Annotated in this window: 20 protein-coding genes and 4 tRNA genes; 18 read left to right on the top strand and 6 right to left on the bottom strand. The window is 72.5% G+C overall.

What is annotated here, in order from left to right:
* Window positions 1–186 precede the first annotated feature (186 nt).
* Window positions 187–1,056, top strand: coding sequence for a zinc metalloprotease HtpX (htpX, locus tag ACI79V_RS09835; RefSeq protein ID WP_456888792.1), 870 nt, complete (start codon window positions 187–189; stop codon window positions 1,054–1,056).
* An 11-nt stretch (window positions 1,057–1,067) separates the two neighbouring features.
* Here the strand turns inward: htpX and ACI79V_RS09840 are convergent, their stop codons facing one another.
* From ACI79V_RS09840 to ACI79V_RS09855, 4 genes are all read right to left on the bottom strand, one after another.
* On the bottom strand, window positions 1,068–2,006 hold the full coding sequence (locus ACI79V_RS09840) for an alpha/beta hydrolase (RefSeq protein WP_456888762.1): 939 nt from the start codon (window positions 2,004–2,006) through the stop codon (window positions 1,068–1,070).
* Window positions 2,007–2,093: 87 nt separating this feature from the next.
* On the bottom strand, window positions 2,094–2,372 hold the full coding sequence (locus ACI79V_RS09845) for an ATP-binding protein (RefSeq protein WP_456874326.1): 279 nt from the start codon (window positions 2,370–2,372) through the stop codon (window positions 2,094–2,096).
* 375 nt (window positions 2,373–2,747) lie between these two features.
* The gene (locus ACI79V_RS09850; RefSeq protein ID WP_456888764.1) at window positions 2,748–3,314 is read right to left on the bottom strand and encodes a mycothiol transferase; all 567 of its coding nucleotides are present in this window, start codon (window positions 3,312–3,314) and stop codon (window positions 2,748–2,750) included.
* A gap of 31 nt (window positions 3,315–3,345) precedes the next feature.
* Window positions 3,346–3,837: a YajQ family cyclic di-GMP-binding protein gene (locus ACI79V_RS09855; RefSeq protein WP_456874324.1), complete on the bottom strand. Its 492-nt coding sequence runs from the start codon at window positions 3,835–3,837 to the stop codon at window positions 3,346–3,348.
* A 92-nt stretch (window positions 3,838–3,929) separates the two neighbouring features.
* On the opposite strand from ACI79V_RS09855, the gene ACI79V_RS09860 reads away from it, so the two are divergent.
* Window positions 3,930–4,011 (top strand) — tRNA-Tyr (locus ACI79V_RS09860).
* Between the two features lie 65 nt (window positions 4,012–4,076).
* Here ACI79V_RS09860 and ACI79V_RS09865 read toward each other — a convergent pair.
* On the bottom strand, window positions 4,077–4,523 hold the full coding sequence (locus ACI79V_RS09865) for a pilus assembly protein TadG-related protein (RefSeq protein ID WP_456888766.1): 447 nt from the start codon (window positions 4,521–4,523) through the stop codon (window positions 4,077–4,079).
* Between the two features lie 638 nt (window positions 4,524–5,161).
* On the opposite strand from ACI79V_RS09865, the gene ACI79V_RS09870 reads away from it, so the two are divergent.
* The 7 genes from ACI79V_RS09870 (at window position 5,162) to ACI79V_RS09900 (ending at window position 10,493) form a co-directional block, all read left to right on the top strand.
* A complete protein-coding gene (locus ACI79V_RS09870) occupies window positions 5,162–7,597 on the top strand; it encodes a putative bifunctional diguanylate cyclase/phosphodiesterase (protein WP_456888769.1) in 2,436 nt (811 codons plus the stop codon).
* A gap of 72 nt (window positions 7,598–7,669) precedes the next feature.
* A tRNA-Thr gene (locus ACI79V_RS09875) sits at window positions 7,670–7,742 on the top strand.
* Between the two features lie 45 nt (window positions 7,743–7,787).
* Window positions 7,788–7,861: transfer RNA gene (locus ACI79V_RS09880), tRNA-Met, on the top strand.
* Between the two features lie 106 nt (window positions 7,862–7,967).
* Entirely contained in the window at window positions 7,968–8,132 is a 165-nt protein-coding gene (gene rpmG / locus ACI79V_RS09885; protein WP_073421301.1) for a 50S ribosomal protein L33, read from the top strand.
* A gap of 32 nt (window positions 8,133–8,164) precedes the next feature.
* Window positions 8,165–8,611 (top strand): FAS1-like dehydratase domain-containing protein, encoded by a 447-nt coding sequence (locus tag ACI79V_RS09890; RefSeq protein WP_456874321.1) that lies wholly within the window; start codon window positions 8,165–8,167, stop codon window positions 8,609–8,611.
* Complete coding sequence (locus tag ACI79V_RS09895) at window positions 8,608–9,036, top strand: MaoC/PaaZ C-terminal domain-containing protein (RefSeq protein ID WP_456888772.1); 429 nt, start codon at window positions 8,608–8,610, stop codon at window positions 9,034–9,036. Before ACI79V_RS09890 ends, ACI79V_RS09895 begins: the two co-directional genes overlap by 4 nt.
* Entirely contained in the window at window positions 9,033–10,493 is a 1,461-nt protein-coding gene (locus ACI79V_RS09900) for a M1 family aminopeptidase (protein WP_456888774.1), read from the top strand. The genes ACI79V_RS09895 and ACI79V_RS09900 overlap by 4 nt, the downstream gene beginning before the upstream one ends.
* 7 nt (window positions 10,494–10,500) lie before the next feature.
* Here the strand turns inward: ACI79V_RS09900 and ACI79V_RS09905 are convergent, their stop codons facing one another.
* A complete protein-coding gene (locus tag ACI79V_RS09905; RefSeq protein ID WP_456888776.1) occupies window positions 10,501–11,745 on the bottom strand; it encodes a pyridoxal phosphate-dependent aminotransferase in 1,245 nt (414 codons plus the stop codon).
* 266 nt (window positions 11,746–12,011) lie between these two features.
* Here ACI79V_RS09905 and ACI79V_RS09910 point away from each other — a divergent pair.
* From ACI79V_RS09910 to ACI79V_RS09950, 9 genes are all read left to right on the top strand, one after another.
* Window positions 12,012–12,084, top strand: a tRNA-Trp gene (locus ACI79V_RS09910).
* Window positions 12,085–12,247: 163 nt separating this feature from the next.
* Complete coding sequence (secE, locus tag ACI79V_RS09915; RefSeq protein WP_456888778.1) at window positions 12,248–12,790, top strand: preprotein translocase subunit SecE; 543 nt, start codon at window positions 12,248–12,250, stop codon at window positions 12,788–12,790.
* Window positions 12,791–12,831: 41 nt separating this feature from the next.
* On the top strand, window positions 12,832–13,737 hold the full coding sequence (gene nusG, locus ACI79V_RS09920) for a transcription termination/antitermination protein NusG (protein ID WP_456888780.1): 906 nt from the start codon (window positions 12,832–12,834) through the stop codon (window positions 13,735–13,737).
* A gap of 103 nt (window positions 13,738–13,840) precedes the next feature.
* Entirely contained in the window at window positions 13,841–14,272 is a 432-nt protein-coding gene (gene rplK / locus ACI79V_RS09925; RefSeq protein ID WP_456540959.1) for a 50S ribosomal protein L11, read from the top strand.
* A gap of 190 nt (window positions 14,273–14,462) precedes the next feature.
* Entirely contained in the window at window positions 14,463–15,182 is a 720-nt protein-coding gene (rplA, locus tag ACI79V_RS09930; RefSeq protein ID WP_456888782.1) for a 50S ribosomal protein L1, read from the top strand.
* Between the two features lie 482 nt (window positions 15,183–15,664).
* Complete coding sequence (rplJ, locus tag ACI79V_RS09935) at window positions 15,665–16,297, top strand: 50S ribosomal protein L10 (protein WP_456888784.1); 633 nt, start codon at window positions 15,665–15,667, stop codon at window positions 16,295–16,297.
* 17 nt (window positions 16,298–16,314) lie between these two features.
* On the top strand, window positions 16,315–16,710 hold the full coding sequence (rplL, locus tag ACI79V_RS09940; protein ID WP_456548759.1) for a 50S ribosomal protein L7/L12: 396 nt from the start codon (window positions 16,315–16,317) through the stop codon (window positions 16,708–16,710).
* Between the two features lie 454 nt (window positions 16,711–17,164).
* Window positions 17,165–20,674, top strand: a complete 3,510-nt coding sequence (gene rpoB / locus ACI79V_RS09945) for a DNA-directed RNA polymerase subunit beta (RefSeq protein WP_456888786.1) — start codon at window positions 17,165–17,167, stop codon at window positions 20,672–20,674.
* A 99-nt stretch (window positions 20,675–20,773) separates the two neighbouring features.
* Entirely contained in the window at window positions 20,774–24,679 is a 3,906-nt protein-coding gene (locus ACI79V_RS09950; RefSeq protein WP_456888787.1) for a DNA-directed RNA polymerase subunit beta', read from the top strand.
* Window positions 24,680–24,865: the final 186 nt, after the last annotated feature.

Here is a 24,865-nt window from a genome sequence, read left to right on the forward strand (position 1 = left end):
AGGTTACGTGGCGGTGTGCCGGCTGGTTCCGTGACGCGGATCACGGACGGTAGCCGACGCGCCCGAGTACGGGGTCTCCTCAACGCAACCCCGGCCGGGCGGCAGGCATTCCGGACGGCGTCGTCCGTGAGGGGGGTCGCAGTCGGTGGCGGGGAACGGGGGTCGCCGTCGTTCCGTTCACGTGAGGTGCGGCGGTGGGGCAACGGGGTGCGGACCGCGCTCCTGCTGGGGGCGATGGCCGGCGTCGTCCTCGCCGTGGGCGGTCTCGTCGCGGGCCGGGCGGGACTGCTCGTCGCGCTGGTCGTGGCCCTCGGGGTCAACGGGTGGGCCTGGTACCGCTCCGACCGGCTGGCCCTGCGCGCCATGCGCGCCTTCCCGGTCACCGAGACCCAGGCACCGGGCCTCTACGCGATGGTCCGCGAGCTGGCCACGCAGGCGCGCCAGCCCATGCCGCGCCTCTACGTCAGCCCCACCGACCAGCCCAACGCCTTCGCCACCGGGCGCACGCCGCGCCGGGCCGCGGTCTGCTGCACCCAGGGTGTCCTCGAGCTGCTCGACCGCCGGCAGCTGCGCGCGGTGCTCGCCCACGAGCTCTCGCACGTCTACAACCGCGACGTCCTGATCGGGTCGGTCGCCGGCGCGCTGGCCGCCGTCGTCACCTACCTGGCGCACCTGGCCACGTTCAGCGCGCTGTTCGGCAACCGCGACGACGAGCGCGACGACGGCGCGGGCCTCCTCGGCACGCTGCTGCTGGTGCTGCTCGGCCCGCTGGCCGCCGTCCTGGTGCGGCTCGCGGTCAGCCGCAGCCGCGAGTACGAGGCCGATGCCGAGGGTGCCCGCCTCTCCGGTGACCCGCTGGCCCTCGCGAGCGCGCTGCGCCGGATCGGCGCGGGGGCGCAGGCCCGGCCGCTGCCGCCCGACGACCGGCTGGTGGCGCAGAGCCACCTCATGATCGCCCCGCCGTTCCGGCCGGTCGGGCTGGCGGCGCTGTTCGCCACGCACCCGCCGATGGCCGAGCGGATCGCCCGCCTGGAGCGGATGGCGCGGGAGGGCTGACGGCCGGCCGCTCAGGTGGCCACCGGGCGAGTCCCGAAGGTCTCGGCCAGGCGCCGGCCGATCAGCCGGCGGGCCTCGTGCGCGTCGTCGACCAGGCCGCCCAGCAGCACGAAGGGGTGCACGTGCCCGGTGAAGCACGTGTACTCCGTCGGGACGCCCGCCTCGGCCAGGGCCCGGGCGTAGGCGGCGCCCTCGTCGACCAGGGGGTCGCACCCGGCGGTGACCACGGTGGCCGGCGCCAGCCCGGTCAGGTCCTCGGCCATCGCCGGCGACAGCCGTGGATCGGACCGGTCGGCGTCGCCGCCGTAGACCGCCAGGAACCAGTCGATGTCGCGGTGGGTGAGGAAGTGGCCCGCCCCGTAGCTGCGGTAGCTGTCGGTCCGTCCGGTGCGGGCGTCGACGAGCGGGTACACGAGCACCTGGTGTGCCAGCGGCGGCCGGGCGTCGCGCAGCGCCTGCGCGATCCCGGCGGCGAGGTTGCCCCCGGCGCTGTCGCCGGCGACGGCGACCCGCGCGGGGTCGGTCCCGAGGCCGCTGCTGCCGTCGAGCAGGGCGCGGGTGACGGCGAGGCAGTCGTCGAACGCGGCGGGGAACGGGGCCTCCGGAGCCCTGCGGTAGTCGACCGACACGACGACGGCTCCGGAGTACCGGGCGATGTCGCGGCAGGTCGTGTCATGGGTGTCGAGGTCGCACAGCACCCACCCGCCGCCGTGGAAGTACGCCACCACCGGCAGCCCGTCGTCGTTGCTGGGGCGGTAGACCCGGACGGGCACGTCGCCGGCCGGACCGCGGAGCGTCGTGTCCCGCACGTCGGCCAGGTCGGCGCGCTCGCCGGTGAGGGGCACGACGGCGGTCAGCTGCGCCCGGTTCTCCTCCACCGTGCAGGCGTCCAGTGGCGGGGCGTCGGCGACCATGTCGAGGAAGGCCTGGGACTGGGGGTGGACCGGCATGGCCGGGACGCTAGGGATCCCGCGGACGCCGCTGGTACCCCCGGCCAGGGGTGGCGGACCGACCGCCCGGGCCCTCCGGGTCCGCGCTCAGGCCGCCCCGACGTGCGCCCAGACGTGCTTGCGGCCGTCGTCGAGGACCCAGCCGTGCGCGGGGCACAGCCGGGCGACGAGGTGCAGGCCCAGCCCCCCGCGGGCCGGGTCCCGGTCGTGAGCGGGCACGGGAGGGCGCTCGACGGCGGCGTCGGTCACGTCGACGGTCCAGCCGCCCCCCGTGGCCACGACGTGGACGAGGACCGGCGCCCGCCCGTGGCGCAGACCGTTGGAGGTCAGCTCCTCGTAGACGAGGAGCAGCTCGTCGACGTCCACGGGCGCACGGTGGCGGAGCCAGGCCGTGTCCACGGTCTCGTGGAGCTCGCCGCGACTCACCGTCAGGTCGATGGGTGTCCGCAGCGCGCGTCCCCAGACCAGGAGCGCCGGACCGGGGACGGGCGGGAGCGGCCGCTGGGTCCAGGACACGTGTTCCATGTGTGCACCCTCTGCTCGGGCTGTGTGGCGGCCCTGTGGGGCGGAGCCGCTCCACCGCGCGAGCGCTCTCCGACCGATGCCGTTCCGGATCCCGAGCGTAAGTCGGCGGCGCGGTCGGCCCTCGCTGGCGCCCGTCCGGCCCGGCCCGGCGTGACGGAACGGAACCGGCCTGATCCCGCGCGTGAGATGGCGGACGGGGGAGCGGGTGGGCCGGCGTCAGCCCTGGGTGGCGCCCGCCGGTCGCCACCCGGCGGGAGGGTCCTCGCCGACCAGCCCGTCCACGGCCTCGCGGAGCAGGTCGGCGTGGCCGGTGTGTCGCCCGTACTCCTCGACCAGGTCGCAGAGGAGCCGGCGCAGGCTGGCCCGGCGGTCCCCGTCGCCCATGGCGGTGAGCTGGTCCAGGCCGCCGTTCGCGAGGGTCGCCGCCAGCCGTGCCCGGGAGCGTTCGACCGCGCCGTCCCAGAGTGCGTACAGCTCCTCGGGGGGATCGTGCGCCGCGGAAGCGAACTCCCAGCCCTCGCCGTCCCAGTCGGCCACCCAGGGGCCGTCGGGCCGCCCACCGGCCAGCTTGGTGCTGCTGGTGACGTCCTCCACGACGGCCAGGTGCTTGAGCAGGCCGCCGAGGGTCAGCGAGGAGGCGCCGACGCGGACCTGCAGTCCCCGCGCGTCCAGTCCGTCGGCCTTCCAGCGGAACGTGGCGCGCAGGCGTTCCAGCGCGCCGGTCAGGTGCTCCAGCTCGGTGCCGGCGAGCGGTGGTTCCCAGGGGGTGTCGTCGGTGGGCACCGCGTCACCGTAGGGGCGCTGCGGCCGCCGGTCAGCGGTAGTTGTCGAACTGCAGGGCGACGTCGAGGTCCTTGCCGCGCAGCAGCTGCTGCACCGCCTGCAGGTCGTCGCGCTTCTTGCCGCTGACCCGCAGCTGGTCGCCCTGGATCTGCGCCTGCACGCCCTTGGGTCCCTCGTCGCGGATGATCTTGGCGATCTTCTTGGCGGTGTCGGACTCGATGCCCTGCTTGATGCGCGCGGACAGCTTGTATGCCTTGCCCGAGGCCTGCGGCTCGTCGGCGTCGAGCGCCTTGAGCGAGATGCCCCGCTTGACGAGCTTGTCCTTGAAGACGTCGAGGGCGGCGGTGACCCGCTCCTCGGTGTCGGCCTCGAGCAGGACGCCGTTCTCGCCCGCCCAGGAGATGCGGGCGTTGGTGCCGCGGAAGTCGAAGCGCTGGGAGAGCTCCTTGCCCGCCTGGTTGAGCGCGTTGTCGATCTCCTGGCGGTCGACCTTGCTCACCACGTCGAAGGACGAGTCGGCCATGTCTGCTCCTCACCTCCCGCGCGGGGGTGACCCGTGCGGGACCCGTCGGGGCCGTGCCGGCCCGTCTTGTACGCTCTCTCCCGTGGCACCACGGCGGGTTGCCCGAGTGGCCAATGGGAGCGGACTGTAAATCCGTCGGCTTAGCCTACGAAGGTTCGAATCCTTCACCCGCCACACCCACGGACAGCGGCCCCCGACCGGCAGGTCGGGGGCCGCTGTGCGTCCGGGCCGGCCCGGTCTCAGCCCAGCGTCGGCGCCCGCGCTCCGGCGACGGCGTCGACCTGCAGCGGCCGGCCGCCGAGGAACAGCCAGCCGAAGGCGATGTCCACCGAGCGCGCGCAGCGGACGGTCACCTCGGTGCCGTCGGTCTCGGCCGACCAGGTGTCGAGGGCGGTCCCGCCGTCGGCGAGGTGGTCGGCGACGGCGGCGCGGGCGGTCTCGGTGGTCAGCGGCAGGGCTGCGCCCACGCCCGCGGCGTAGACCCGCTCCTCGTCGGCCCGGTTGGCCGCGGCCAGTGCCGCGCCGTCGCAGGCCGCCTGCAGGTCCTGCTGCTCGAGGAAGGCGTCGGAGGCCGCGACCGCCCCGAGCGCCATGAACGCGGCCACCAGCCAGCAGACCAGCACGAAGGGCAGCGCGGAGCCGCGCTCCGGGCAGGTCCCCGTCGCCCGCTCGTCCGCCGTCCGCACGTCGCGCAGCGTAGGACCCCCTGCCTCCCGCGCAGCGGCTCTGTCCAGGAGGATCCGTCTCATGAGACACTCCGTTCACTCGTTTCGGTGACGGATTGCTTACTCACAGTGACTCACGGTGGCGACATAACGGTTCGTCACTCCATCGTGATCCTGCGTGCTTGCCTCGCCCGAGTGGCGGGCAGCAGGGTTCCGGGCGCGGTCCGTACACGAACGACGCTCTGCCCCCGCGCCTGGGTGACAGCCCGCAGTCCCAAGCTGTCCTTTCCATGCCTGAGGAGGCGTCATGAACGAGCGCGGTGCGCGTTGGGGTCGGGGTGCGCGGTGGGGTCGCGGTGCCCGTTGGGGCCGGGGCGCTCGCTGGGGACGCTGACGTCCTGAAGGAGGACGGCTCCGAGCCGTCCTCCGGGGTGGGCGATCGACTCGGTCGCCCACCCCGTGCGAGTGAGGCCGTTCTGCTGTCCCTGCTGTGTGGGATGGTCCGCTGTTAGCGTCAGCCCTCACTCGTCCCCTCGCAGAACCAGGTCGCCGTGGCCGAAGAGTCCCTCCCTGCGCCATCGCGCATGCGATCGTCGCTCCAGGGACCCTGGGGGCCCGCGGTCCCGGCGGCGGTGGTCGCCGTCCTCGCATTCGTCCTCGTGCTGTTGCCGAGGTCCGAGGCCTTTCCCGGGTGGATGGTCCTCGTGGTCACCGCCGCGTTCCTGGTGACCGAGACCTTCCCGCTGCAATTGGAGTTCCGACGGCAGACCTTCGAGTGGTCGGTCAACGAGCTCGCGCTGACGGTGGCACTGGTCACGATCGGTGGCCCCTGGGCTGCGCTGGCCCGGGTGGCCGCGCTCGGTGTCGTGCTGACCGGTCAGCGCTACAGCCTGGCCAAGTCGGTCTTCAACGTGGCCAGTGCCGTGACCGAGACCGCTGTCGCGGCCCTGGTCTACTCGGCCCTGTCCACCGGTGACGCCGGCGACCCGCAGACGTGGCTGGCCCTCCTGCTCGCAGTGGCCGCAGCTGACGTGGCCGGCGCTGTCCTCGTCGCCCTCGCGATCACGGTGACCGGGGGCTATCCCGGTCACGGCCTGTGGACCGAACTGCTCGTGCCCATCGGTGTCGTCGGTCCGCTCGCGGTCGCCGCCGGGCTGGTCGCCGTCCTGCTCGTGGACGCCAGTCCGTGGGCGTGGGTGCTGATCATCCCCGTCGTCCTCGCGGTCGTCGTGCTCTTCCGCCGGTTTGCCGGAGTCGCGCGCGAGAGCGCCAGCCTCGAGCGCGTGTACGAGTTCGCTCGCCGGATCGAGCAGATCTCCTCGGACGAGGACGGCCCGCGGCGCATCGCCGAGGCGGTCAAGGAGCTGCTCAACGCGGACAAGGTCGCGCTGTGGCTGCCGCCCTACCTCGACGAGGCGCCTCGCCTCGTCGTGGCCGGCGACGGCGGCGTCACGTGGTACGACGGGCCCGCCGACCCCGAGGACGTGCTCCGCCAGCGGGCCCTGACGCCCGGCTCGTCGGAGCCGGTGCTGGTGACCGCGGCCCGGGCGACCGCGGCCGAGACCGCCGCCCTGGCCCGCCGCGGCGCCCAGGAGGTCCTCGGTGCCCCGGTGGCGACCGCGGCCGGCGAACCGGGCTACCTCGAGGTGTGCGACCGGCGCAGCGACGTCGTGTCCTTCTCCGGCAGCGACCGCTCCGCGCTGGACTCGATGCTGACCCACGTCAACGCCGCGATCCGCCAGCAGCAGCTGCTGACCCAGATCCGCTACGACGCCGACCACGACCGCCTCACCGGCCTGCCCAACCGGCAGCGGCTGGCCGCCGAGATCGACCAGTTGCTGACGGCCGACCCGGTCGGCGCCCGCGCGGGGCTGGTGCTCGCCGCCCTGGACAACCACACCGAGATCGTCGACACCCTCGGCCACGCCGCCGCCGACGAGCTGCTGCTGGTGACCGCCGGGCTGCTGCGGGAGCACGCGCCGCCGGACGCCCTGGTGGCCCGCATGGAGGGCGGGCAGTTCGCCGTGCTGCTGCCGGGCCTGTCCCTGGCCGCCAGCGAGCGCGCCGCGCGCCGGCTGCGCGAGGCGACCTCCACCCGCGCCCGCGTCGCCGGCCTGGACCTCGAGGTCACGCTGACCATCGGCGTCGCCGCCGCGCCCGTGCACGGCACCGACGCGGGCTCCCTCATGCAGCGGGCCGACGTCGCCCTGCTCGCCGCCACCGACAGCTCCGGCGTGGCCAGCTACCACCAGGTCCTCGACCAGCAGAGCCTGCGCCGCCTGCAGCTGGGCACCGAGCTCGAGCAGGCGATGACCGACGGCCAGATCAGCGTGGTCTTCCAGCCGATCATCGACGCCCGCACCTCCGACATCGTCTCGGTGGAGACGCTGGTGCGCTGGGCCCACCCGCGCTTCGGTGCCATCCCGCCCGACGACTTTATCCACCTCGCCGAGCAGATCGGCCGCATCGGCGCGCTCACCGACCACGTGCTCGACCTGGCGCTGGCCCGCTGCCGCCGGTGGCTGGACCAGGACATCGGCCTGTCGGTCGCGGTGAACCTCTCGGCGCGCTGCCTGGCCGAGCCCGACCTGGTCGAGCGGGTGCAGCGGGCGCTGCGTCGGCACGGGGTCCCCGGCGAGCTGCTCATCCTCGAGCTCACCGAGGGCAGCGTGGTCGACGACTCGGTGCGCTCCAGCACCGTCCTCGCCGAGCTGCACGCGCTGGGCCTGCGGCTGTCGATGGACGACTTCGGCACCGGCTACTCGTCGCTGTCGCAGCTGCGGCAGCTGCCCATCGACGAGGTGAAGATCGACAAGTCCTTCGTGCTGGGCATGTCCACCAGCCAGGGCGAGTCGTTCATCGCCCGGTCGATCATCGAGCTGGCGCACAACCTGGGCCTGCGGGTCGTCGCCGAGGGCGTCGAGGACGAGCTCACCCGCAAGCTGCTCACCGAGATGGGCTGCGACAAGCTGCAGGGCTTCCTGGTCAGCCGGCCGCTGCCCGACGAGCGGCTGGAGAGCTGGCTGCTGGCCCGCACGGGCGTGCGCTCGGCGGCCCCCGGGGCCCAGCACCGCCGGCTGTTCGTCCGCGCGTGAGGCAGGCCTCCCTGCCCCCCCGCGGGGAGGCCGGAGGGCGTCGGGTATAGTCCTCGACGGCTCCTCGAGCACGCCCCTTTAGCTCAGTCGGCAGAGCGTCTCCATGGTAAGGAGAAGGTCTACGGTTCGATTCCGTAAAGGGGCTCCGACCCACCGGTCCAGTCGTGAGACCGGGCCGCGCGGTCTTCCCGGCGGTGTAGCTCAGCCAGGCAGAGCAAGCGGCTCATAATCGCTGTGTCACCGGTTCAAATCCGGTCACCGCTACTCCAGACGGACCCCGGGCCCCCGGGGTCCGTCGCCGTGTCGGCACCCGCCGGCACGGTCCCCCGGCCCGTGGCGGGCCGGTCCGCACAAGGCTAGGAGAGCCTCCATGGCAGCCACCGACGTCCGTCCGAAGATCACCCTGGCCTGCCAGGAGTGCAAGAACCGCAACTACATCACCCGCAAGAACCGGCGCAACGACCCCGACCGGCTCGAGCTGAAGAAGTACTGCCCCAAGGACAAGCGGCACACCGTCCACCGCGAGACCCGCTGACGCCGGTCCGCGACGGAGCAGGGAGGGCGGGAGTGGCGCTGGACGCAGGACTGGTCGGGCGCAGCTACCCGCCCTCCGCCGTCTACGAGGTCGGCCGCGCGAAGGTCGCCGAGTTCGCCGCCGCGGTCGGGGCGACCGACCCGGCGCACACCGATCCCGAGGCCGCGCGGGCGCTGGGCCACCCCGACGTCGTCGCCCCGCCCACCTTCGCCATCGTGGTCACCCTCGGCGCGGCCGACGTCGTGCTGGCCGACCCGGACGTGGCCCTCGACTACAGCCGGGTGGTGCACGGTGAGCAGCGCTTCACCCACCACCGCCCGATCCGGGCCGGCGACCGGCTGGTGAGCACCACCACGATCGAGGCGGTGCGCAGCGTGGCCGGCAACGACCTGCTGACCACCCGGGTCGACGTCGCCACCGAGGACGGCGAGGCCGTCTGCACCGCCACCTCGATGCTCGTGGCCCGGGGGACGGCGTGACCGCCCGCGTGCGCGCCGCGGACGTCGCCGTCGGCCTCGAGCTGCCCGAGCAGACCCACCGGGTGACCCGTGCGGACCTCGTCCGCTACGCCGGCGCCTCCGGCGACCTCAACCCGATCCACTGGAGCGACCGCGTCGCCACGGGCGTCGGGCTCCCCGGCGTCATCGCCCACGGCATGCTCACCATGGGCCTGGCCGCCCGCGCGGTGACCGACTGGGCCGGCGACCCCGCCGCCGTCGTCGAGTACCAGGTCCGCTTCGGCCGGCCGGTCGTCGTCCCCGACGACGACACCGGCGCCGAGGTCACCGTGCGCGGCCGGGTCGGCGCGGTCCTCGACGGCGGGCGGGTCCGCGTCGACCTCACGGTCACCAGCGGCGGCGAGAAGGTCCTCTCGCTGGCCCGCGCCACCGTCGCCCTGGCATGACCCTCCGGCGGGGGGCGCTGGCCGCGGCGGTCCTGCTGCTGTGCGGCTGCACCTCCTTCACCGAGACGCTCACCGCGCAGGAGGCCCCGGCGTCCACCGCACCGTCGGCCGAGCCCGGGGACGGCGGCGGGGACGGCGGGGCCGACGACGACGGTGCCCGCTGCCCGGCCGAGCGCGCCGAGCCCGACCCCGACCGCCCCGTCGTCGACCTGCAGTTCCGGCTCTCGGCCGACCTGCGCACGGTCACCGGCACCGAGACCGTCGTCTTCACCCCGGACGTCGCCACCGACGAGCTGGTCTTCCGGCTGGTGCCCAACGGCCCGGGCGCGGCGCAGCTCGGCAACCGGATCACCGTCGACGACGTCCGTGGCGACGACGTCGACCAGGCCGGGTACGAGGACGCCGGCGCGGAGGGCCCCGGCGGGCTCTACGTGCTCCAGCTCGACGGCGAGCTCGAGGCCGGCGAGGCCACCGAGGTGGAGCTGGACTTCACGCTGTCGCTGGGGGAGGGCGGCTTCGAGCGCCTCGGCACCACCGACGGCACCGCATGGTGGGCCAGTGGCTTCCCACTGCTGGCCTGGGAGCCCGGCGTGGGCTGGGCGCGCGACCCGTTCGTCGGGATCCTCGGCGAGACGGCGACCAGCCCGGTCGCCGACACCACGGTCACCGTCGACGCGCCCGAGGAGCTGACCGTGCTCATGACCGGCGCGCCGCAGGAGCCCTCCGCGGCCGACGGTGGCCGGCGCACCTGGACCTCCCGCGAGCCGGTGGCCCGCGACGTCAGCGTCGCCGTCGGTCCCTTCCGCACCGCCGCCCTCACGACGGCCGGTGGGGTGGAGGTCACCACCGGGGTCCTCGACGGCGCCGACGTCGGCCCCGGCGAGCTCGCCGACTGGACCGGCGAGGCCGTCACCGCCCTCGCCGACCGGTTCGGCGCCTTCCCCTACGCGACGCTCACCGTGCCGCTGCTGCCGATCGAGGGCGGCGGCATCGAGTACCCGAGCTCGATCCTCATGGCCGGTGCCGACCGCTCGGTGCTCGAGCACGAGGTCGCGCACATGTGGTTCTACGGGATGGTCGGCGGCTCGCAGTTCCGCGACCCGTGGCTGGACGAGGCGTTCGCCACCTACGCCGAGAGCGTCGACGGGCAGGTGGCGGACGAGGCCGTGGACCGCGCGCTGGCCGCCCCCGGGGACGTCGGTGCCGCGATGGACGAGTTCCCGGGGACCGCCGAGTACTTCGACGCCGTCTACGGCAAGGGCGCGGCCGCGCTGCTCGCCGCCCGCGAGGCCGCCGGCGCCGGGCCCTTCGACGCCGCGCTGCGCTGCTACGCGCAGCTCAACGCATGGACCATCGCCACGCCCGAGGACGTCGCGGCCGCCCTCGCCGACCTGCCGGCCGCCGTCGACGTGCTGGTGGCAACCGGTGCCCTCGACGAGGACGACCTCCCGGAGTGAGGCGTCGTCAGCCGGCGGACCCGAGGAGCCGCTGCAGCCGGCCGACTCCCTCGGCCAGGTCGTCGTCGCCCAGGGCGTAGGACATCCGCAGGTAGCCCGGCGTGCCGAACGCCTCGCCGGGGACCACGGCGACCTCGGCCTCCTCGAGGACGATCTCGGCCAGCTCGACGCTCGACGACGCCGTCCGGCCGTTGATCGGCCGCCCGAGCAGCGTCTTGACCGAGGGGTAGACGTAGAAGGCGCCCTGTGGCTCGGGGCAGGCGACCCCGGGGATCTCGCGCAGCATCGACACGATGGTCTTCCGGCGCCGGTCGAACGCCGTCCGCATCTCCTGCACCGCCGACAGGTCGCCGGTGAGCGCGGCCACGGCGGCGGCCTGGGACACGTTCGCGACGTTCGACGTCGCGTGCGACTGCAGGTTGGTGGCGGCCTTGACGACGTCGGCCGGGCCGACCATCCAGCCCACCCGCCAGCCGGTCATGGCGTAGGTCTTCGCCACCCCGTTGACGACCACGCAGCGGTCGGCCAGCTCGGGCACCACCACCGGCATCGACGGCGCCGTCACCCCGCCGTAGGTCAGGTGCTCGTAGATCTCGTCGGTGAGCACCCACAGCCCGGCCTCCAGGGCCCAGCGGCCGATGGCCTCGACCTGGTCGGGCGGGTACACCGCACCGGTCGGGTTGGACGGCGAGACGAACAGCAGCACCTTGGTGCGCGCGGTGCGGGCGGCCTCGAGCTGGTCCACCGACACCAGGTAGCCGCTCTCCTCGTCGGCGACCACGGGCACCGGCACCCCGCCGGCCAGCCGGATCGCCTCGGGGTAGGTGGTCCAGTACGGCGCGGGCACGAGCACCTCGTCCCCCGGGTCGAGCATCGCGGCGAAGGCCTCGTAGACGGCCTGCTTGCCGCCGTTGGTGACCAGCACCTGCGCCGGGGTGACGGCCAGCCCCGAGTCGCGCGCGGTCTTGGCGACGATGGCCTCCTTGAGGACCGGCAGCCCCCCGGCCGGGGTGTAGCGGTGCATCGCCGGCTGGCGGCAGGCGGCGACCGCGGCCTCGACCACGTAGTCCGGCGTCGGGAAGTCCGGTTCGCCGGCGCCGAAGCCGATGACCGGCTTGCCCGCCGCCTTGAGCGCCTTGGCCTTGGCGTCGACCGCGAGCGTCGCGGACTCGGTGATGGCCGCGATCCGCCGCGACACGCGGCGGTCGGCGGGGGAGAGGGCAGCGGTCCCCGACGGGGAGGCGGCGGTCATGTGCCCATCCTGCCGGAGGGGCCGGTGCCGGGGGCGCTCAGCCGCCAGGGGCAGGCGGCTGTGGGAAGGACCCATCGCCCCGCCGGGGCACGTCTCCGGAGCGCGGTCACGGACCGGTCCCGCGGTCCCGTACACTGGCAACCCTGGGGCGATCGACCCCGCCACCGGCGTGCCCCGGGCCTCCTGGGAACGGCGCGCCGACCGGCGGGACCGGCCGCCCCGGGCGAGCCCGGAACCACGCACGAGTCGGCACGGTCCCGGGCCCGAGGGGTGTAGCTCAACTGGCAGAGCAGCGGTCTCCAAAACCGCAGGCTGCAGGTTCAAGTCCTGTCACCCCTGCCCGTGCCGCCGGCCGACGCCGGCGGGCAGCACGACCCGGCACCGCCCCGTGTCCCGGCAGCGCCGGCCGCGGCCGGCGCCGTCCCGGAGCAGCACGGTCCGGGGAGCACGAGACCAGACGGCCGGCGACCAGCGGCCACCACCACGACGCGAGCGAGGCGCAGTGAGCGACGAGAAGCCGGGCCGCGGGGAGGACCCTCGCACCGCCTCGGACGCCGAGCTGACCGACGAGCAGCTCGACCGGGAGGCCCCGGGCGTCGACGACGCCGCCGAGCTCGAGGCCGCCGAGGACGAGATCGCCGCCGAGGCCGAGGCCGAGGAGCACAAGGTCGTCCCCGCCCCGGCCCGCCGCCGCGGCGGCCGGATCACCGCCGACGACGACGCGGACGACGAGCCCACCGCCGCGCGCACCCGGCGCCCCGCCGGTGAGCGCGCCGCCGCCCGCCCGGCCGGCCGCTCGGAGGGTGCCGGCACCCGGTCCCGCGCCGCGGCCCAGCGCGCCCGGGCCGACGAGGTCCGGCAGCGCCGCAACCTGCGCCGCTTCCTCCGCGAGGTCGTCGCCGAGCTGCGGAAGGTCATCTGGCCCGGCCGCCGCGAGCTGATCACCTACACCACGGTCGTCATCCTCTTCGTGGCCTTCATGGTGGCCCTGGTCGCGGGTCTGGACGTCCTCTTCGCGCAGGGCGTGCTCGCCGTCTTCGGCTGACCGTCCCCGCGCCCGCCCGACCCGAGAAGGAAGAGATCCCCGTGACCGACCCCCGCGAGCCCTTCGACACCGACAGCGACGTCGAGGCCATCGACCTCGACGACGAGCGGATCGACGTGCGCGGCAGCGTCGACCTCGAGACCGGTGCCGGCGAGACCGGCGCGGCCGAGGGCTCGGCCGACACCACCGACCAGGACACCGCGACCGGCGTGGCCGACGTGACCCCGCTGGTCGAGGGCGGCGGCCGCGACAGCCTGGTCGGCGACCCGCTGGCCGCGCCCGCCCCCGACCACGACCCGATCGTGACCGAGGCGCTGGCCGAGGCCGAGGCGGAGGACGAGGACCCGCGGGAGACGCTCAAGCGGACCCTGCGCACGCAGTTCGGCGACTGGTACGTCATCCACTCCTACGCGGGCTACGAGAACAAGGTGAAGACCAACCTCGAGTCCCGCATCCAGTCGCTGGACATGGAGGACTACATCTTCCAGATCGAGGTGCCCACCGAGGAGGTCACCGAGATCAAGAACGGCAAGCGCACCCAGGTCAACCGGAAGAAGCTGCCCGGCTACCTGCTCGTCCGGATGGACCTCAACGACGAGTCCTGGGGCGCGGTCCGCAACACCCCCGGCGTCACCGGTTTCGTCGGCGCCACCTCCCGGCCCTCGCCGCTGAGCATCGACGAGGTCGTCAACCTGCTGGTCCCCGACGCCCCGCCGCAGGCGGCCAAGGTCGCCGAGACCGCATCGCCGGCGGCGGCCGCCGCGCCGACCGCCGTCGTCGACTTCGAGATCGGCGAGTCGGTCACCGTCATGGACGGCCCGTTCGCCACCCTCCCGGCGACCATCAACGAGATCAACGCCGAGCAGCAGAAGCTGCAGGTGCTGGTCTCGATCTTCGGCCGGGAGACGCCGGTCGAGCTCTCGTTCACCCAGGTCGCCAAGATCTAGTCGGAGGACCCCCTCGCCCCCCACCCTTCGCGAGCTCAGGGTGGGAACCTGCGAGGGGGCCTTCCAGCCACCACCACGCACCACGCTCACGAAGAAGGAAGTCATGCCTCCCAGGAAGCGGTTGACCGCGGTCATCAAGCTCCAGATCAACGCCGGCGCGGCCACCCCCGCGCCGCCGGTGGGTCCGGCGCTGGGCCAGCACGGCGTCAACATCATGGAGTTCTGCAAGGCGTACAACGCCGCCACGGAGTCGCAGCGCGGCAACGTGATCCCGGTCGAGATCTCGGTCTACGAGGACCGCTCGTTCACCTTCGTCACCAAGACGCCGCCGGCCGCGCGCATGCTGCTCAAGGCCGCCGGTGTCGAGAAGGGCTCGGGCGAGCCGCACAAGACCAAGGTCGCCACGGTCACCCGTGACCAGGTCCGCGAGATCGCCCAGACCAAGATGGCCGACCTCAACGCCAACGACCTCGACCAGGCCGAGAAGATCATCGCCGGCACCGCCCGGTCGATGGGCATCACCGTCACCGGTTGATCGAGGACCCCGTCGCCCCCACCGCTCGCAGGCTCGCGGCGGGGCCCTGCGACGGGGCCGTTCCGGCACCCCGCTGGAAGACGCACGTCCCGGATGGCGTTACAAGCACCACAGCAACCGTGGGAGGGCCGCGCCAGGCCCGTGAACCACACGACTCCCCGAGCCGCAGGGCCGGGGGAGAGGACGCACCATGGCGAAGCACGGCAAGAAGTACCTCGAGGCGGCGGCCAAGGTCGACCGCGAGAAGCTCTACAGCCCGCTGCAGGCGGCGGGGCTGGCGAAGGACACCTCGCCGACCTCCTACGACGCCACCGTCGAGGTGGCCATGCGGCTGGGCGTCGACCCGCGCAAGGCCGACCAGATGGTCCGCGGCACGGTGAACCTGCCGCACGGCACCGGCAAGACCGCCCGCGTCATCGTCTTCGCGACCGGTGACAAGGCCGCCGAGGCCGAGGCCGCCGGCGCCGACGTCGTCGGCTCTGACGACCTGATCGCGCGCATCCAGGAGGGTTTCCTGGACTTCGACGCCGCCATCGCCACGCCCGACCAGATGGCCAAGGTCGGCCGGATCGCCCGCATCCTCGGCCCCCGCGGCCTGATGCCGAACCCGAAGACGGGCACCGTGACCCCCGACGTCACCAAGGCCGTCGCCGACATCAAGGGCGGGAAGATCAACTTCCGCGTCGACAAGCAGGCCAACCTGCACCTGGTGATCGGCAAGACCTCCTTCGACGACGCCAAGCTGGTCGAGAACTACGCCGCCGCCCTCGACGAGGTGCTGCGCGCCAAGCCGGCCGCGGCCAAGGGCCGGTACCTGAAGAAGGTCACCATCTCCACCACGATGGGCCCGGGCATCCCGGTCGACCCGAACCGCACCCGCAACCTGACGGTGGACGAGCCCACCGCCTGAGGGAGGACCTCGTCCTCCCCACCCTTCGCAGGCTCAGGGCGGGACCCGGGACGAGGCCGTTCCAGCACCTCGCCAGGAGGCCCCGCAGCGCACCCGCGCTGCGGGGCCTCCGCGCGTCTGCGAGGGACGTGCGTCGAGATCCCGTGATCTCGACCGGGGACGAGTGCCGGCGCGTGCGAGATCGCGTGATCTCGACCGGGCTGGGCTGCCCCGGGTGACGACGGCGACACGGGCGCTCCGTGGGCAGCGTGTACGCTGGGCGGCGTTCCCCCCACGACCGCTGGTCGTCGCACGTCCGCGTGCGATCGAAGGTCCCGGATCCCCGGGCGGCCCGCGCAGGAGGACGGTTCGATCGACGCGGTGCCCCGTGCCCGCGTCCCTCGCCCCGTGCGCCCTGCGCCGGGGCGTTCCTCGTCTCCGGGCCCGGATCGCCCGCTCCCGCACGACGCACGAGCGGTCGCCCGTCAGACGAGAGGAGGCCCATGCCCACGCAGGCGAAGGCCGCGGTGATCGACGAGATCACCGAGCGGTTCCAGCAGTCCAGCGCGGCCGTGCTCACCGAGTACCGCGGGCTCACCGTGTCGCAGCTGACCCAGCTGCGGCGTTCCCTCGGTGCGGGCAGCAGCTACGCCGTCGTCAAGAACACCCTGACGAAGCGGGCGGCGGACGAGGTCGGTCACCCCGACCTGGCCCCGCTGCTCAACGGCCCCACCGCGATCGCCTTCATCGAGGGTGACGTCGTCGAGGCCGCCAAGGCCATCCGCGACTTCGCGCGCGCCAACCCGCTGCTCGTCGTCAAGGGCGGCGTCGTCGAGGGCCGCACCGTCGGCCCCGCCGAGGTCACCGCCCTGGCCGACGTCGAGCCGCGCGAGGTGCTGCTGGCCAAGCTGGCCGGTGCGATGAAGGGCAACCTGACCAAGGCCGCCGGCCTGTTCCAGGCCCCGCTGTCGCAGGTCGCCCGCCTGGCCGCCGCGCTGCAGGAGAAGAAGCCCGCCGAGGGCGGCGACTCCACGGCCGACACCGCTGCCGCCGACACCGCTGCCGCCGACACCGCTGCTGCCGACACCCCCACCGACACCGCCGACACCGCGGACGCCGCGGCCGGCACCGACTGACCCCAGAAGGAGAGATCATGGCCAAGCTGTCCACCGCGGAGCTGCTCGACGCGTTCAAGGAGATGACGCTGCTCGAGCTGTCCGACTTCGTGAAGCAGTTCGAGGAGACCTTCGAGGTCACCGCTGCTGCCCCGGTCGCCGTCGCGGCCGCCCCGGCCGCCGGCGGTGCCGGCGACGGTGGCGCCCCCGCCGCCGAGGAGCAGGACGAGTTCGACGTCATCCTCGAGAGCGCCGGCGACAAGAAGATCCAGGTCATCAAGGAGGTGCGCGGCCTGACCTCGCTCGGCCTCAAGGAGGCCAAGGACCTGGTCGACGGCGCGCCGAAGCCGGTCCTGGAGAAGGTCGCCAAGGACGCTGCCGAGAAGGCCAAGGCCGCCCTCGAGGGCGCCGGCGCCACCGTCACCGTCAAGTGACCCGCGCCCGGCCGTGACCACGGCCGGCAGCACCGCACAGGGGCCGCTCTCCTCCGGGAGGGCGGCCCCTGTCGCGTCCGCGGGAGGGGGCCGACCGGCACCCCGCACGGGGATCCGGCGGCGTGGCGGAGACAAACCGGCCCCCCTGCTGGCATCATGACGACGCGGAACGCCGCCCGGACAGCCGGACGCCGTCCTTACCGGGAGTGTGGCGTGGGTCGCCCCCCACCCCCCGACGTGGACAGCCTGCGTCTGCAGGGGTAGGGTTCTCTGTTGCGCTGCCCCCTGACTGCCTGCCCGCCGAGCCGGGTCGCCTGGGGTGCCCGGGATCACCCGGGCGCCTGGTCGACCGCGCGGGCCGGACGCCGCGGACAGCCGCGCAGATACCGACGACGACCCAGGACGAACCCGCACCCACCGCCCGCACGTCGTGAGGTCCTTGGAAGGACGCATCTTGGCAGGCTCTCGCCCCACCAGCATCTCCCCCAGCACCACCGAGTCCGGCGGCTACGGCCAGCAGAACCAGACTCCCTCGGCCGGCCCGCGCACCGGTGAGGCCGACCAGCAGAAGATCCCCGGGGCGCCGCTCCGGGTCTCGTTCGCGAAGATCTCCGAGCCCCTCGAGGTGCCGGACCTGCTCGCCCTGCAGACCGCCTCCTTCGACTGGCTCGTCGGCAGCCCCGAGTGGCGGGCCACCCTCTCGCCGGAGGAGCAGGCCTCGGCCGTCGGCGGTCTGGCCGAGATCCTCGAGGAGATCTCGCCGATCGAGGACTTCAGCGGCTCGATGTCGCTGTCCTTCTCCAACCCGCGCTTCGAGGACGTCAAGGCGTCCCTCGAGGAGTGCAAGGACAAGGACATGACCTACGCGGCTCCGCTGTTCGTCACCGCGGAGTTCATGAACAACACCACCGGCGAGATCAAGAGCCAGACGGTGTTCATGGGCGACTTCCCGATCATGACGAACAAGGGCACGTTCGTCATCAACGGGACCGAGCGCGTCGTCGTCTCGCAGCTGGTCCGCAGCCCCGGCGTCTACTTCGACAAGACCCTGGACAAGACCTCCGACAAGGACGTCTTCAGCGCCAAGGTCATCCCCAGCCGCGGCGCGTGGCTGGAGTTCGACGTCGACAAGCGCGACACCGTCGGCGTCCGCATCGACCGCAAGCGCCGGCAGCCGGTGACCGTGCTGCTCAAGGCGCTGGGTTGGACCGAGGACCGGATCCGCGAGCACTTCCAGTGGTCGCCCACCGTCCTGGCCACCCTGGAGAAGGACCACATCGCCGGGCAGGACGAGGCGCTGCTCGACATCTACCGCAAGCTGCGGCCGGGCGAGCCGCCGACGCGGGAGAGCGCCCAGGCGCTGCTGGAGAACCTCTTCTTCAACCCCAAGCGCTACGACCTCGCCAAGGTCGGCCGCTACAAGGTCAACAAGAAGCTCGGCGTCGAGGTCCCGCAGGGCACCCTGACGCTGACCGAGGACGACATCGTCGCCACCATCGAGTACGTCGTGCGGCTGCACGCCGGCGAGCCCGACCACGGCGTCGACGACATCGACCACTTCGGCAACCGCCGCCTGCGCACCGTCGGCGAGCTGATCCAGAACCAGATCCGGGTCGGCCTCTCCCGCATGGAGCGCGTCGTCCGCGAGCGGATGACGACCCAGGACGTCGAGGCGATCACGCCGCAGACCCTGATCAACATCCGGCCGGTCGTCGCCTCCATCAAGGAGTTCTTCGGCACCAGCCAGCTCTCGCAGTTCATGGACCAGACCAACCCCCTCGCGGGCCTGACCCACAAGCGCCGCCTGTCGGCGCTGGGTCCGGGTGGTCTGTCCCGTGAGCGGGCCGGCATGGAGGTCCGCGACGTGCACCCGAGCCACTACGGCCGGATGTGCCCGATCGAGACCCCCGAGGGTCCGAACATCGGCCTGATCGGCTCGCTGTCGGCCTACGGCCGGGTCAACGCCTTCGGCTTCATCGAGACCCCCTACCGGCGGGTCCGGGACGGCGTCGTCACCGACACGATCGACTACCTGACCGCCGACGAGGAGGACCGCTTCGTCGTCGCCCAGGCCAACTCGCCGCTGGACGCCCAGGGCCGGTTCGCCGAGGAGCGCGTGCTGGTCCGCACCAAGGGCGGCGAGGTCGACTACCTGTCGCCCGAGCAGGTCGACTACATGGACGTCTCGCCGCGGCAGATGACCTCGGTCGCGACGGCGATGATCCCGTTCCTCGAGCACGACGACGCCAACCGCGCCCTGATGGGCGCGAACATGCAGCGTCAGGCCGTCCCGCTGCTGCGCAGCGAGGCGCCGCTGGTCGGCACCGGCATGGAGCTGCGTGCCGCCGTCGACGCCGGCGACGTCGTCGTGGCGGAGAAGGCCGGTGTCGTCGAGGACTCGACCGCCGACTACGTCACCGTCATGGCCGACGACGGCACCCGGCAGACCTACCGGCTGCTGAAGTTCCGCCGCTCGAACCAGGGCACCTCGATCAACCAGACCCCGATCGTCGAGGAGGGTCAGCGGGTCGAGGTCGGCCAGGTCATCGCCGACGGGCCGTGCACCGACCAGGGTGAGATGGCGCTGGGCAAGAACCTGCTCGTCGCCTTCATGCCGTGGGAGGGCCACAACTACGAGGACGCGATCATCCTGTCGCAGCGCCTCGTGCAGGACGACGTCCTGTCCTCGATCCACATCGAGGAGTTCGAGGTCGACGCCCGCGACACCAAGCTCGGTGCCGAGGAGATCACCCGGGACATCCCGAACGTCTCCGAGGAGGTCCTCGCCGACCTCGACGAGCGCGGCATCATCCGCATCGGCGCCGAGGTCGTCCCCGGCGACATCCTCGTCGGCAAGGTCACGCCCAAGGGCGAGACCGAGCTGACCCCCGAGGAGCGGCTGCTGCGGGCGATCTTCGGCGAGAAGGCCCGCGAGGTCCGCGACACGTCGCTGAAGGTCAAGCACGGTGAGTCCGGCAAGGTCATCGGCGTCCGCGTGTTCTCCCGCGAGGACGGCGACGAGCTGCCCGCCGGCGTCAACGAGCTGATCCGGGTCTACGTCGCCCAGATGCGCAAGATCTCCGACGGCGACAAGCTCGCCGGCCGCCACGGCAACAAGGGCGTCATCGCGAAGATCCTGCCGCAGGAGGACATGCCGTTCCTGCAGGACGGCACCCCGGTCGACATCGTGCTCAACCCGCTCGGCGTCCCGGGCCGGATGAACGTCGGCCAGGTGCTGGAGACCCACCTCGGGTGGATCGCCAAGTCCGGCTGGCAGGTCGAGGGCGACCCCGAGTGGGCCGTCAACCTGCCCGAGCAGGCGCGGCAGGCCGCCCCGGGCACCCGGACCGCGACGCCGGTCTTCGACGGTGCCCGCGAGGAGGAGATCATCGGCCTGCTCGGCTCGACGGTCCCCAACCGCGACGGCGACCGCATGGTGCAGGAGACCGGCAAGGCCCGGCTGTTCGACGGCCGGTCCGGGGAGCCCTTCCCCGAGCCGATCTCGGTGGGCTACGTCTACATCCTCAAGCTGCTGCACCTGGTCGACGACAAGATCCACGCCCGGTCGACCGGCCCCTACTCGATGATCACGCAGCAGCCGCTGGGTGGTAAGGCGCAGTTCGGTGGCCAGCGCTTCGGTGAGATGGAGTGCTGGGCGATGCAGGCCTACGGCGCGGCGTACGCGCTGCAGGAGCTGCTGACCATCAAGTCCGACGACATCCTCGGCCGCGTCAAGGTCTACGAGGCCATCGTCAAGGGCGAGAACATCCCCGAGCCGGGCATCCCCGAGTCGTTCAAGGTGTTGCTCAAGGAGCTGCAGTCGCTCTGCCTCAACGTCGAGGTGCTGTCCGGCGACGGGCAGGCGATCGAGCTGCGCGACACCGACGACGAGGTGTTCCGGGCCGCGGAGGAGCTGGGCATCGACCTGTCCCGCCGCGAGCCCTCCAGCGTCGAGGACGTGTGATCGGCCGCCGGCCGGCCCTCCGTGTGACGGGCCGGCCGGCGTCCCCCCAGCCAGACAGCTAGAAGTGCAGTAACGAGCCCCGGGAAAGGGGTCCACTCAGTGCTCGACGTCAACTTCTTCGACGAGCTCCGCATCGGTCTGGCCACCGGCGACGACATCCGCCAGTGGTCGCACGGTGAGGTGAAGAAGCCCGAGACCATCAACTACCGGACGCTGCGTCCGGAGAAGGACGGTCTCTTCTGCGAGAAGATCTTCGGTCCCACGCGGGACTGGGAGTGCTACTGCGGCAAGTACAAGCGCGTCCGCTTCAAGGGCATCATCTGTGAGCGCTGCGGCGTCGAGGTGACCCGGGCCAAGGTCCGCCGCGAGCGGATGGGCCACATCGAGCTGGCCGCGCCGGTCACCCACATCTGGTTCTTCAAGGGCGTCCCCTCGCGCCTGGGCTACCTGCTCGACCTGGCGCCCAAGGACCTCGAGAAGATCATCTACTTCGCCGCCTACCTGATCACCTCGGTCGACGACGAGGCGCGCCACCGCGACCTCCCGACCATCGAGGCCGAGATCAGCGCGGAGAAGCACAACCTCGAGAACCGGCGCGACGCCGACGTCGAGGCCCGTCAGCAGAAGCTCGAGGCCGACCTGGCCGAGCTCGAGGCGGAGGGCGCCAAGTCCGACGTCCGCCGCAAGGTGCGCGAGGGCGGCGAGCGCGAGATGCGCCAGCTGCGCGACCGCGCCCAGCGGGAGATCGACCGCCTCGAGGAGGTGCTCGACACCTTCCGCAAGCTCGAGGTCAAGCAGCTCATCGCCGACGAGGGTCTCTACCGCGAGCTGCGCGACCGCTTCGGCGAGTACTTCGAGGGCGGCATGGGTGCCGCGGCCCTGCAGAAGCTGCTGGCCGACTTCGACCTCGACGCCGAGGCCGCGTCGCTCCGCGACACCATCCGCAACGGCAAGGGCCAGCGCAAGCTGCGGGCCCTCAAGCGGCTCAAGGTTGTCGCGGCGTTCCAGCAGACGCGCAACTCGCCCATGGGCATGGTGCTCGACTGCGTCCCGGTCATCCCGCCGGACCTGCGCCCGATGGTGCAGCTCGACGGTGGCCGCTTCGCCACCAGCGACATGAACGACCTGTACCGCCGGGTCATCAACCGGAACAACCGGCTCAAGCGGCTGCTCGACCTCGGCGCGCCCGAGATCATCGTGAACAACGAGAAGCGGATGCTGCAGGAGTCCGTGGACGCGCTGTTCGACAACGGCCGCCGCGGCCGGCCGGTCACCGGCCCGGGCAACCGCCCCCTGAAGTCCCTGAGCGACCTGCTCAAGGGCAAGCAGGGCCGGTTCCGGCAGAACCTGCTCGGCAAGCGCGTCGACTACTCCGGCCGGTCGGTCATCGTCGTCGGCCCGCAGCTGAAGCTGCACCAGTGCGGCCTGCCCAAGCAGATGGCGCTGGAGCTGTTCAAGCCCTTCGTCATGAAGCGGCTGGTCGACCTCAACCACGCGCAGAACATCAAGTCCGCCAAGCGCATGGTCGAGCGGGCCCGTCCGGTGGTGTGGGACGTGCTCGAGGAGGTCATCACCGAGCACCCGGTCCTGCTGAACCGGGCGCCGACGCTGCACCGCCTGGGCATCCAGGCCTTCGAGCCGCAGCTGGTCGAGGGCAAGGCCATCCAGATCCACCCGCTGGTCTGCACCGCGTTCAACGCGGACTTCGACGGTGACCAGATGGCGGTGCACCTGCCGCTGTCGGCCGAGGCGCAGGCCGAGGCCCGCATCCTCATGCTGTCGAGCAACAACATCCTGAGCCCGGCCGACGGTCGCCCGATCACCGCGCCGACCCAGGACATGGTGCTCGGCCTGTACCACCTGACGACCCTGGTGCCGAGCCGGCACGAGGCCGACGGTGGCCGGCCGGCGGCCTTCGGGTCGACGGCCGAGGCGATCATGGCGTTCGACAAGGGCGCCCTGGGCCTGCAGGAGCGTGCGTTCATCCGCCTCGACGAGGTGTTCGGCGTCGACAACGGCAAGGTCAACCCCGCGTGGGAGCAGCCGGCCGACTGGGCTCCGGGTGCCCCGGCGCTGGTCGAGACCAGCCTGGGCCGCGTGCTGTTCAACGAGGCCCTGCCCGAGGACTACCGCTTCGTCAACTACCAGGTGCCGAAGAAGGAGCTCGGGGCGATCGTCAACGACCTCGCCGAGCGCTACCCCAAGGTGCAGGTCGCGGCGACGCTGGACGCCCTCAAGTCGGCCGGCTTCCGCTGGGCCACCCGCTCGGGTGTCACGATCGCCATCGACGACGTCGTGACCCCGCCGGCCAAGCAGGAGATCCTCGACCGGCACGAGAACGAGGCCCGTCAGATCGAGCGGCAGTACGAGCGCGGTGTCATCACCGACGCCGAGCGCCGCGGCGAGCTGATCGAGATCTGGACCCGCGCGCGGGCCGAGGTCAGCCAGGCGATGGTGGACAACTTCCCCACCACCAACCCGGTCTGGGTCATGGTCAACTCGGGCGCCCGAGGCAACATGATGCAGATCAGCCAGATCGCCGGCATGCGCGGTCTGGTGGCCAACCCGAAGGGCGAGATCATCCCGCGGCCGATCAAGGCCAACTTCCGGGAGGGTCTGTCCGTGCTGGAGTACTTCATCTCCACGCACGGTGCGCGCAAGGGCCTGGCCGACACCGCCCTGCGGACCGCGGACTCCGGGTACCTCACCCGGCGGCTGGTCGACGTCTCCCAGGACGTCATCATCCGCGAGGAGGACTGCGGCACCGAGCGCGGCGTCATCATGCCGATCGCCACGGTGGTCGACGGCGTCCTCACCCGGGACGCGCACGTCGAGACCAGCGTCTACGCCCGCTCGCTGGCCGCCGACGTGTCGGCCCAGGACGGCACGCTGGTCGCGCAGGCCGGTCAGGACCTCGGTGACGTGCTCATCGGCGAGCTGGTCGACGCCGGCATCGCCGAGGTCAAGGTCCGCTGCGTCCTGACCTGCGAGTCCCTGCTGGGCACCTGCGCGACCTGCTACGGCCGGTCGCTGGCCACCGGCAAGCTCGTCGACGTCGGCGAGGCGGTCGGCATCATCGCCGCCCAGTCGATCGGTGAGCCCGGCACCCAGCTGACGATGCGCACCTTCCACACCGGTGGTGTCGCGGGTGAGGACATCACCCACGGTCTGCCGCGTGTGGTGGAGCTCTTCGAGGCCCGTGTCCCCAAGGGCAAGGCCCCGATCGCCGAGCTGGCCGGCAACGTCCGGATCGAGGACGGCGAGCAGTTCCGCAAGCTGACGATCACCCCGGACGACGGCTCCGACGAGGTCGTCTACGACAAGCTGTCGCGCCGGTCGCGGCTGCGGGTCGAGGACGGCGCCCACGTCGAGGTCGGCGAGCAGCTCACCGAGGGTGCGGTGGACCCGCACGAGGTGCTGCGGATCATGGGCCCGCGCGAGGTGCAGCTGCACCTGGTCCGCGAGGTCCAGGAGGTCTACCGCAGCCAGGGCGTGTCGATCCACGACAAGCACATCGAGGTGATCATCCGCCAGATGCTCAAGCGGGTGACCATCATCGACTCGGGCGCCACGGAGTTCCTGCCCGGCGCGCTCGTCGAGCGGACGCTGTTCGAGACCGAGAACCGCCGTGTCGTCGCCGAGGGCGGCGAGCCGGCCTCGGCCCGTCCGGTGCTCATGGGCATCACCAAGGCCTCGCTCGCGACCGAGTCGTGGCTGTCGGCCGCCTCCTTCCAGGAGACGACCAAGGTGCTCACCGACGCCGCGATCCAGGGCAAGAGCGACAGCCTGCTCGGCCTCAAGGAGAACGTGATCATCGGCAAGCTGATCCCGGCGGGTACGGGCATCAGCCGCTACCGGAACATCACGGTCGAGCCGACCGAGGAGGCCCGTGCCGCCGTCTACACGATGGCCGGGTACGACGACGGGCAGTACTACAGCCCCGATGTCTTCGGCTCGGGCTCCGGCGAGGCCGTGCGCCTCGAGGAGTACGACTGGCGGGGCTGATCCCCGGTAGGACGTGAGGAGGGCCCGCAGATCGCGAGATCTGCGGGCCCTTCCGCGTGTGCGGGGCGTTGCGGGGATCAGGTGACCTGATCGTCGGGGGTCCTCCCTCACGGTGGGCGGTGTGGGTGGACGCGCCGGGGTGAGGGTGGACTACGTCGCCCACCCGTGGGCCCCCCCCCCGTCGCG

The organism is Geodermatophilus sp. SYSU D00700, from assembly GCF_054050255.1.

What these genes read in the sequence shown, in the direction of transcription:
- ACI79V_RS09840 (WP_456888762.1), bottom strand. Translation starts at nt 2,006, where the DNA reads ATGCCGGTCCACCCCCAGTCCCAGGCCTTCCTCGACATGGTCGCCGAC.
- ACI79V_RS09855 (WP_456874324.1), bottom strand. Translation starts at nt 3,837, where the DNA reads ATGGCCGACTCGTCCTTCGACGTGGTGAGCAAGGTCGACCGCCAGGAG.
- rpmG (WP_073421301.1), top strand. Translation starts at nt 7,968, where the DNA reads ATGGCAGCCACCGACGTCCGTCCGAAGATCACCCTGGCCTGCCAGGAG.
- ACI79V_RS09900 (WP_456888774.1), top strand. Translation starts at nt 9,033, where the DNA reads ATGACCCTCCGGCGGGGGGCGCTGGCCGCGGCGGTCCTGCTGCTGTGC.
- ACI79V_RS09905 (WP_456888776.1), bottom strand. Translation starts at nt 11,745, where the DNA reads ATGACCGCCGCCTCCCCGTCGGGGACCGCTGCCCTCTCCCCCGCCGAC.
- rplK (WP_456540959.1), top strand. Translation starts at nt 13,841, where the DNA reads ATGCCTCCCAGGAAGCGGTTGACCGCGGTCATCAAGCTCCAGATCAAC.
- rplA (WP_456888782.1), top strand. Translation starts at nt 14,463, where the DNA reads ATGGCGAAGCACGGCAAGAAGTACCTCGAGGCGGCGGCCAAGGTCGAC.
- rplJ (WP_456888784.1), top strand. Translation starts at nt 15,665, where the DNA reads ATGCCCACGCAGGCGAAGGCCGCGGTGATCGACGAGATCACCGAGCGG.
- rplL (WP_456548759.1), top strand. Translation starts at nt 16,315, where the DNA reads ATGGCCAAGCTGTCCACCGCGGAGCTGCTCGACGCGTTCAAGGAGATG.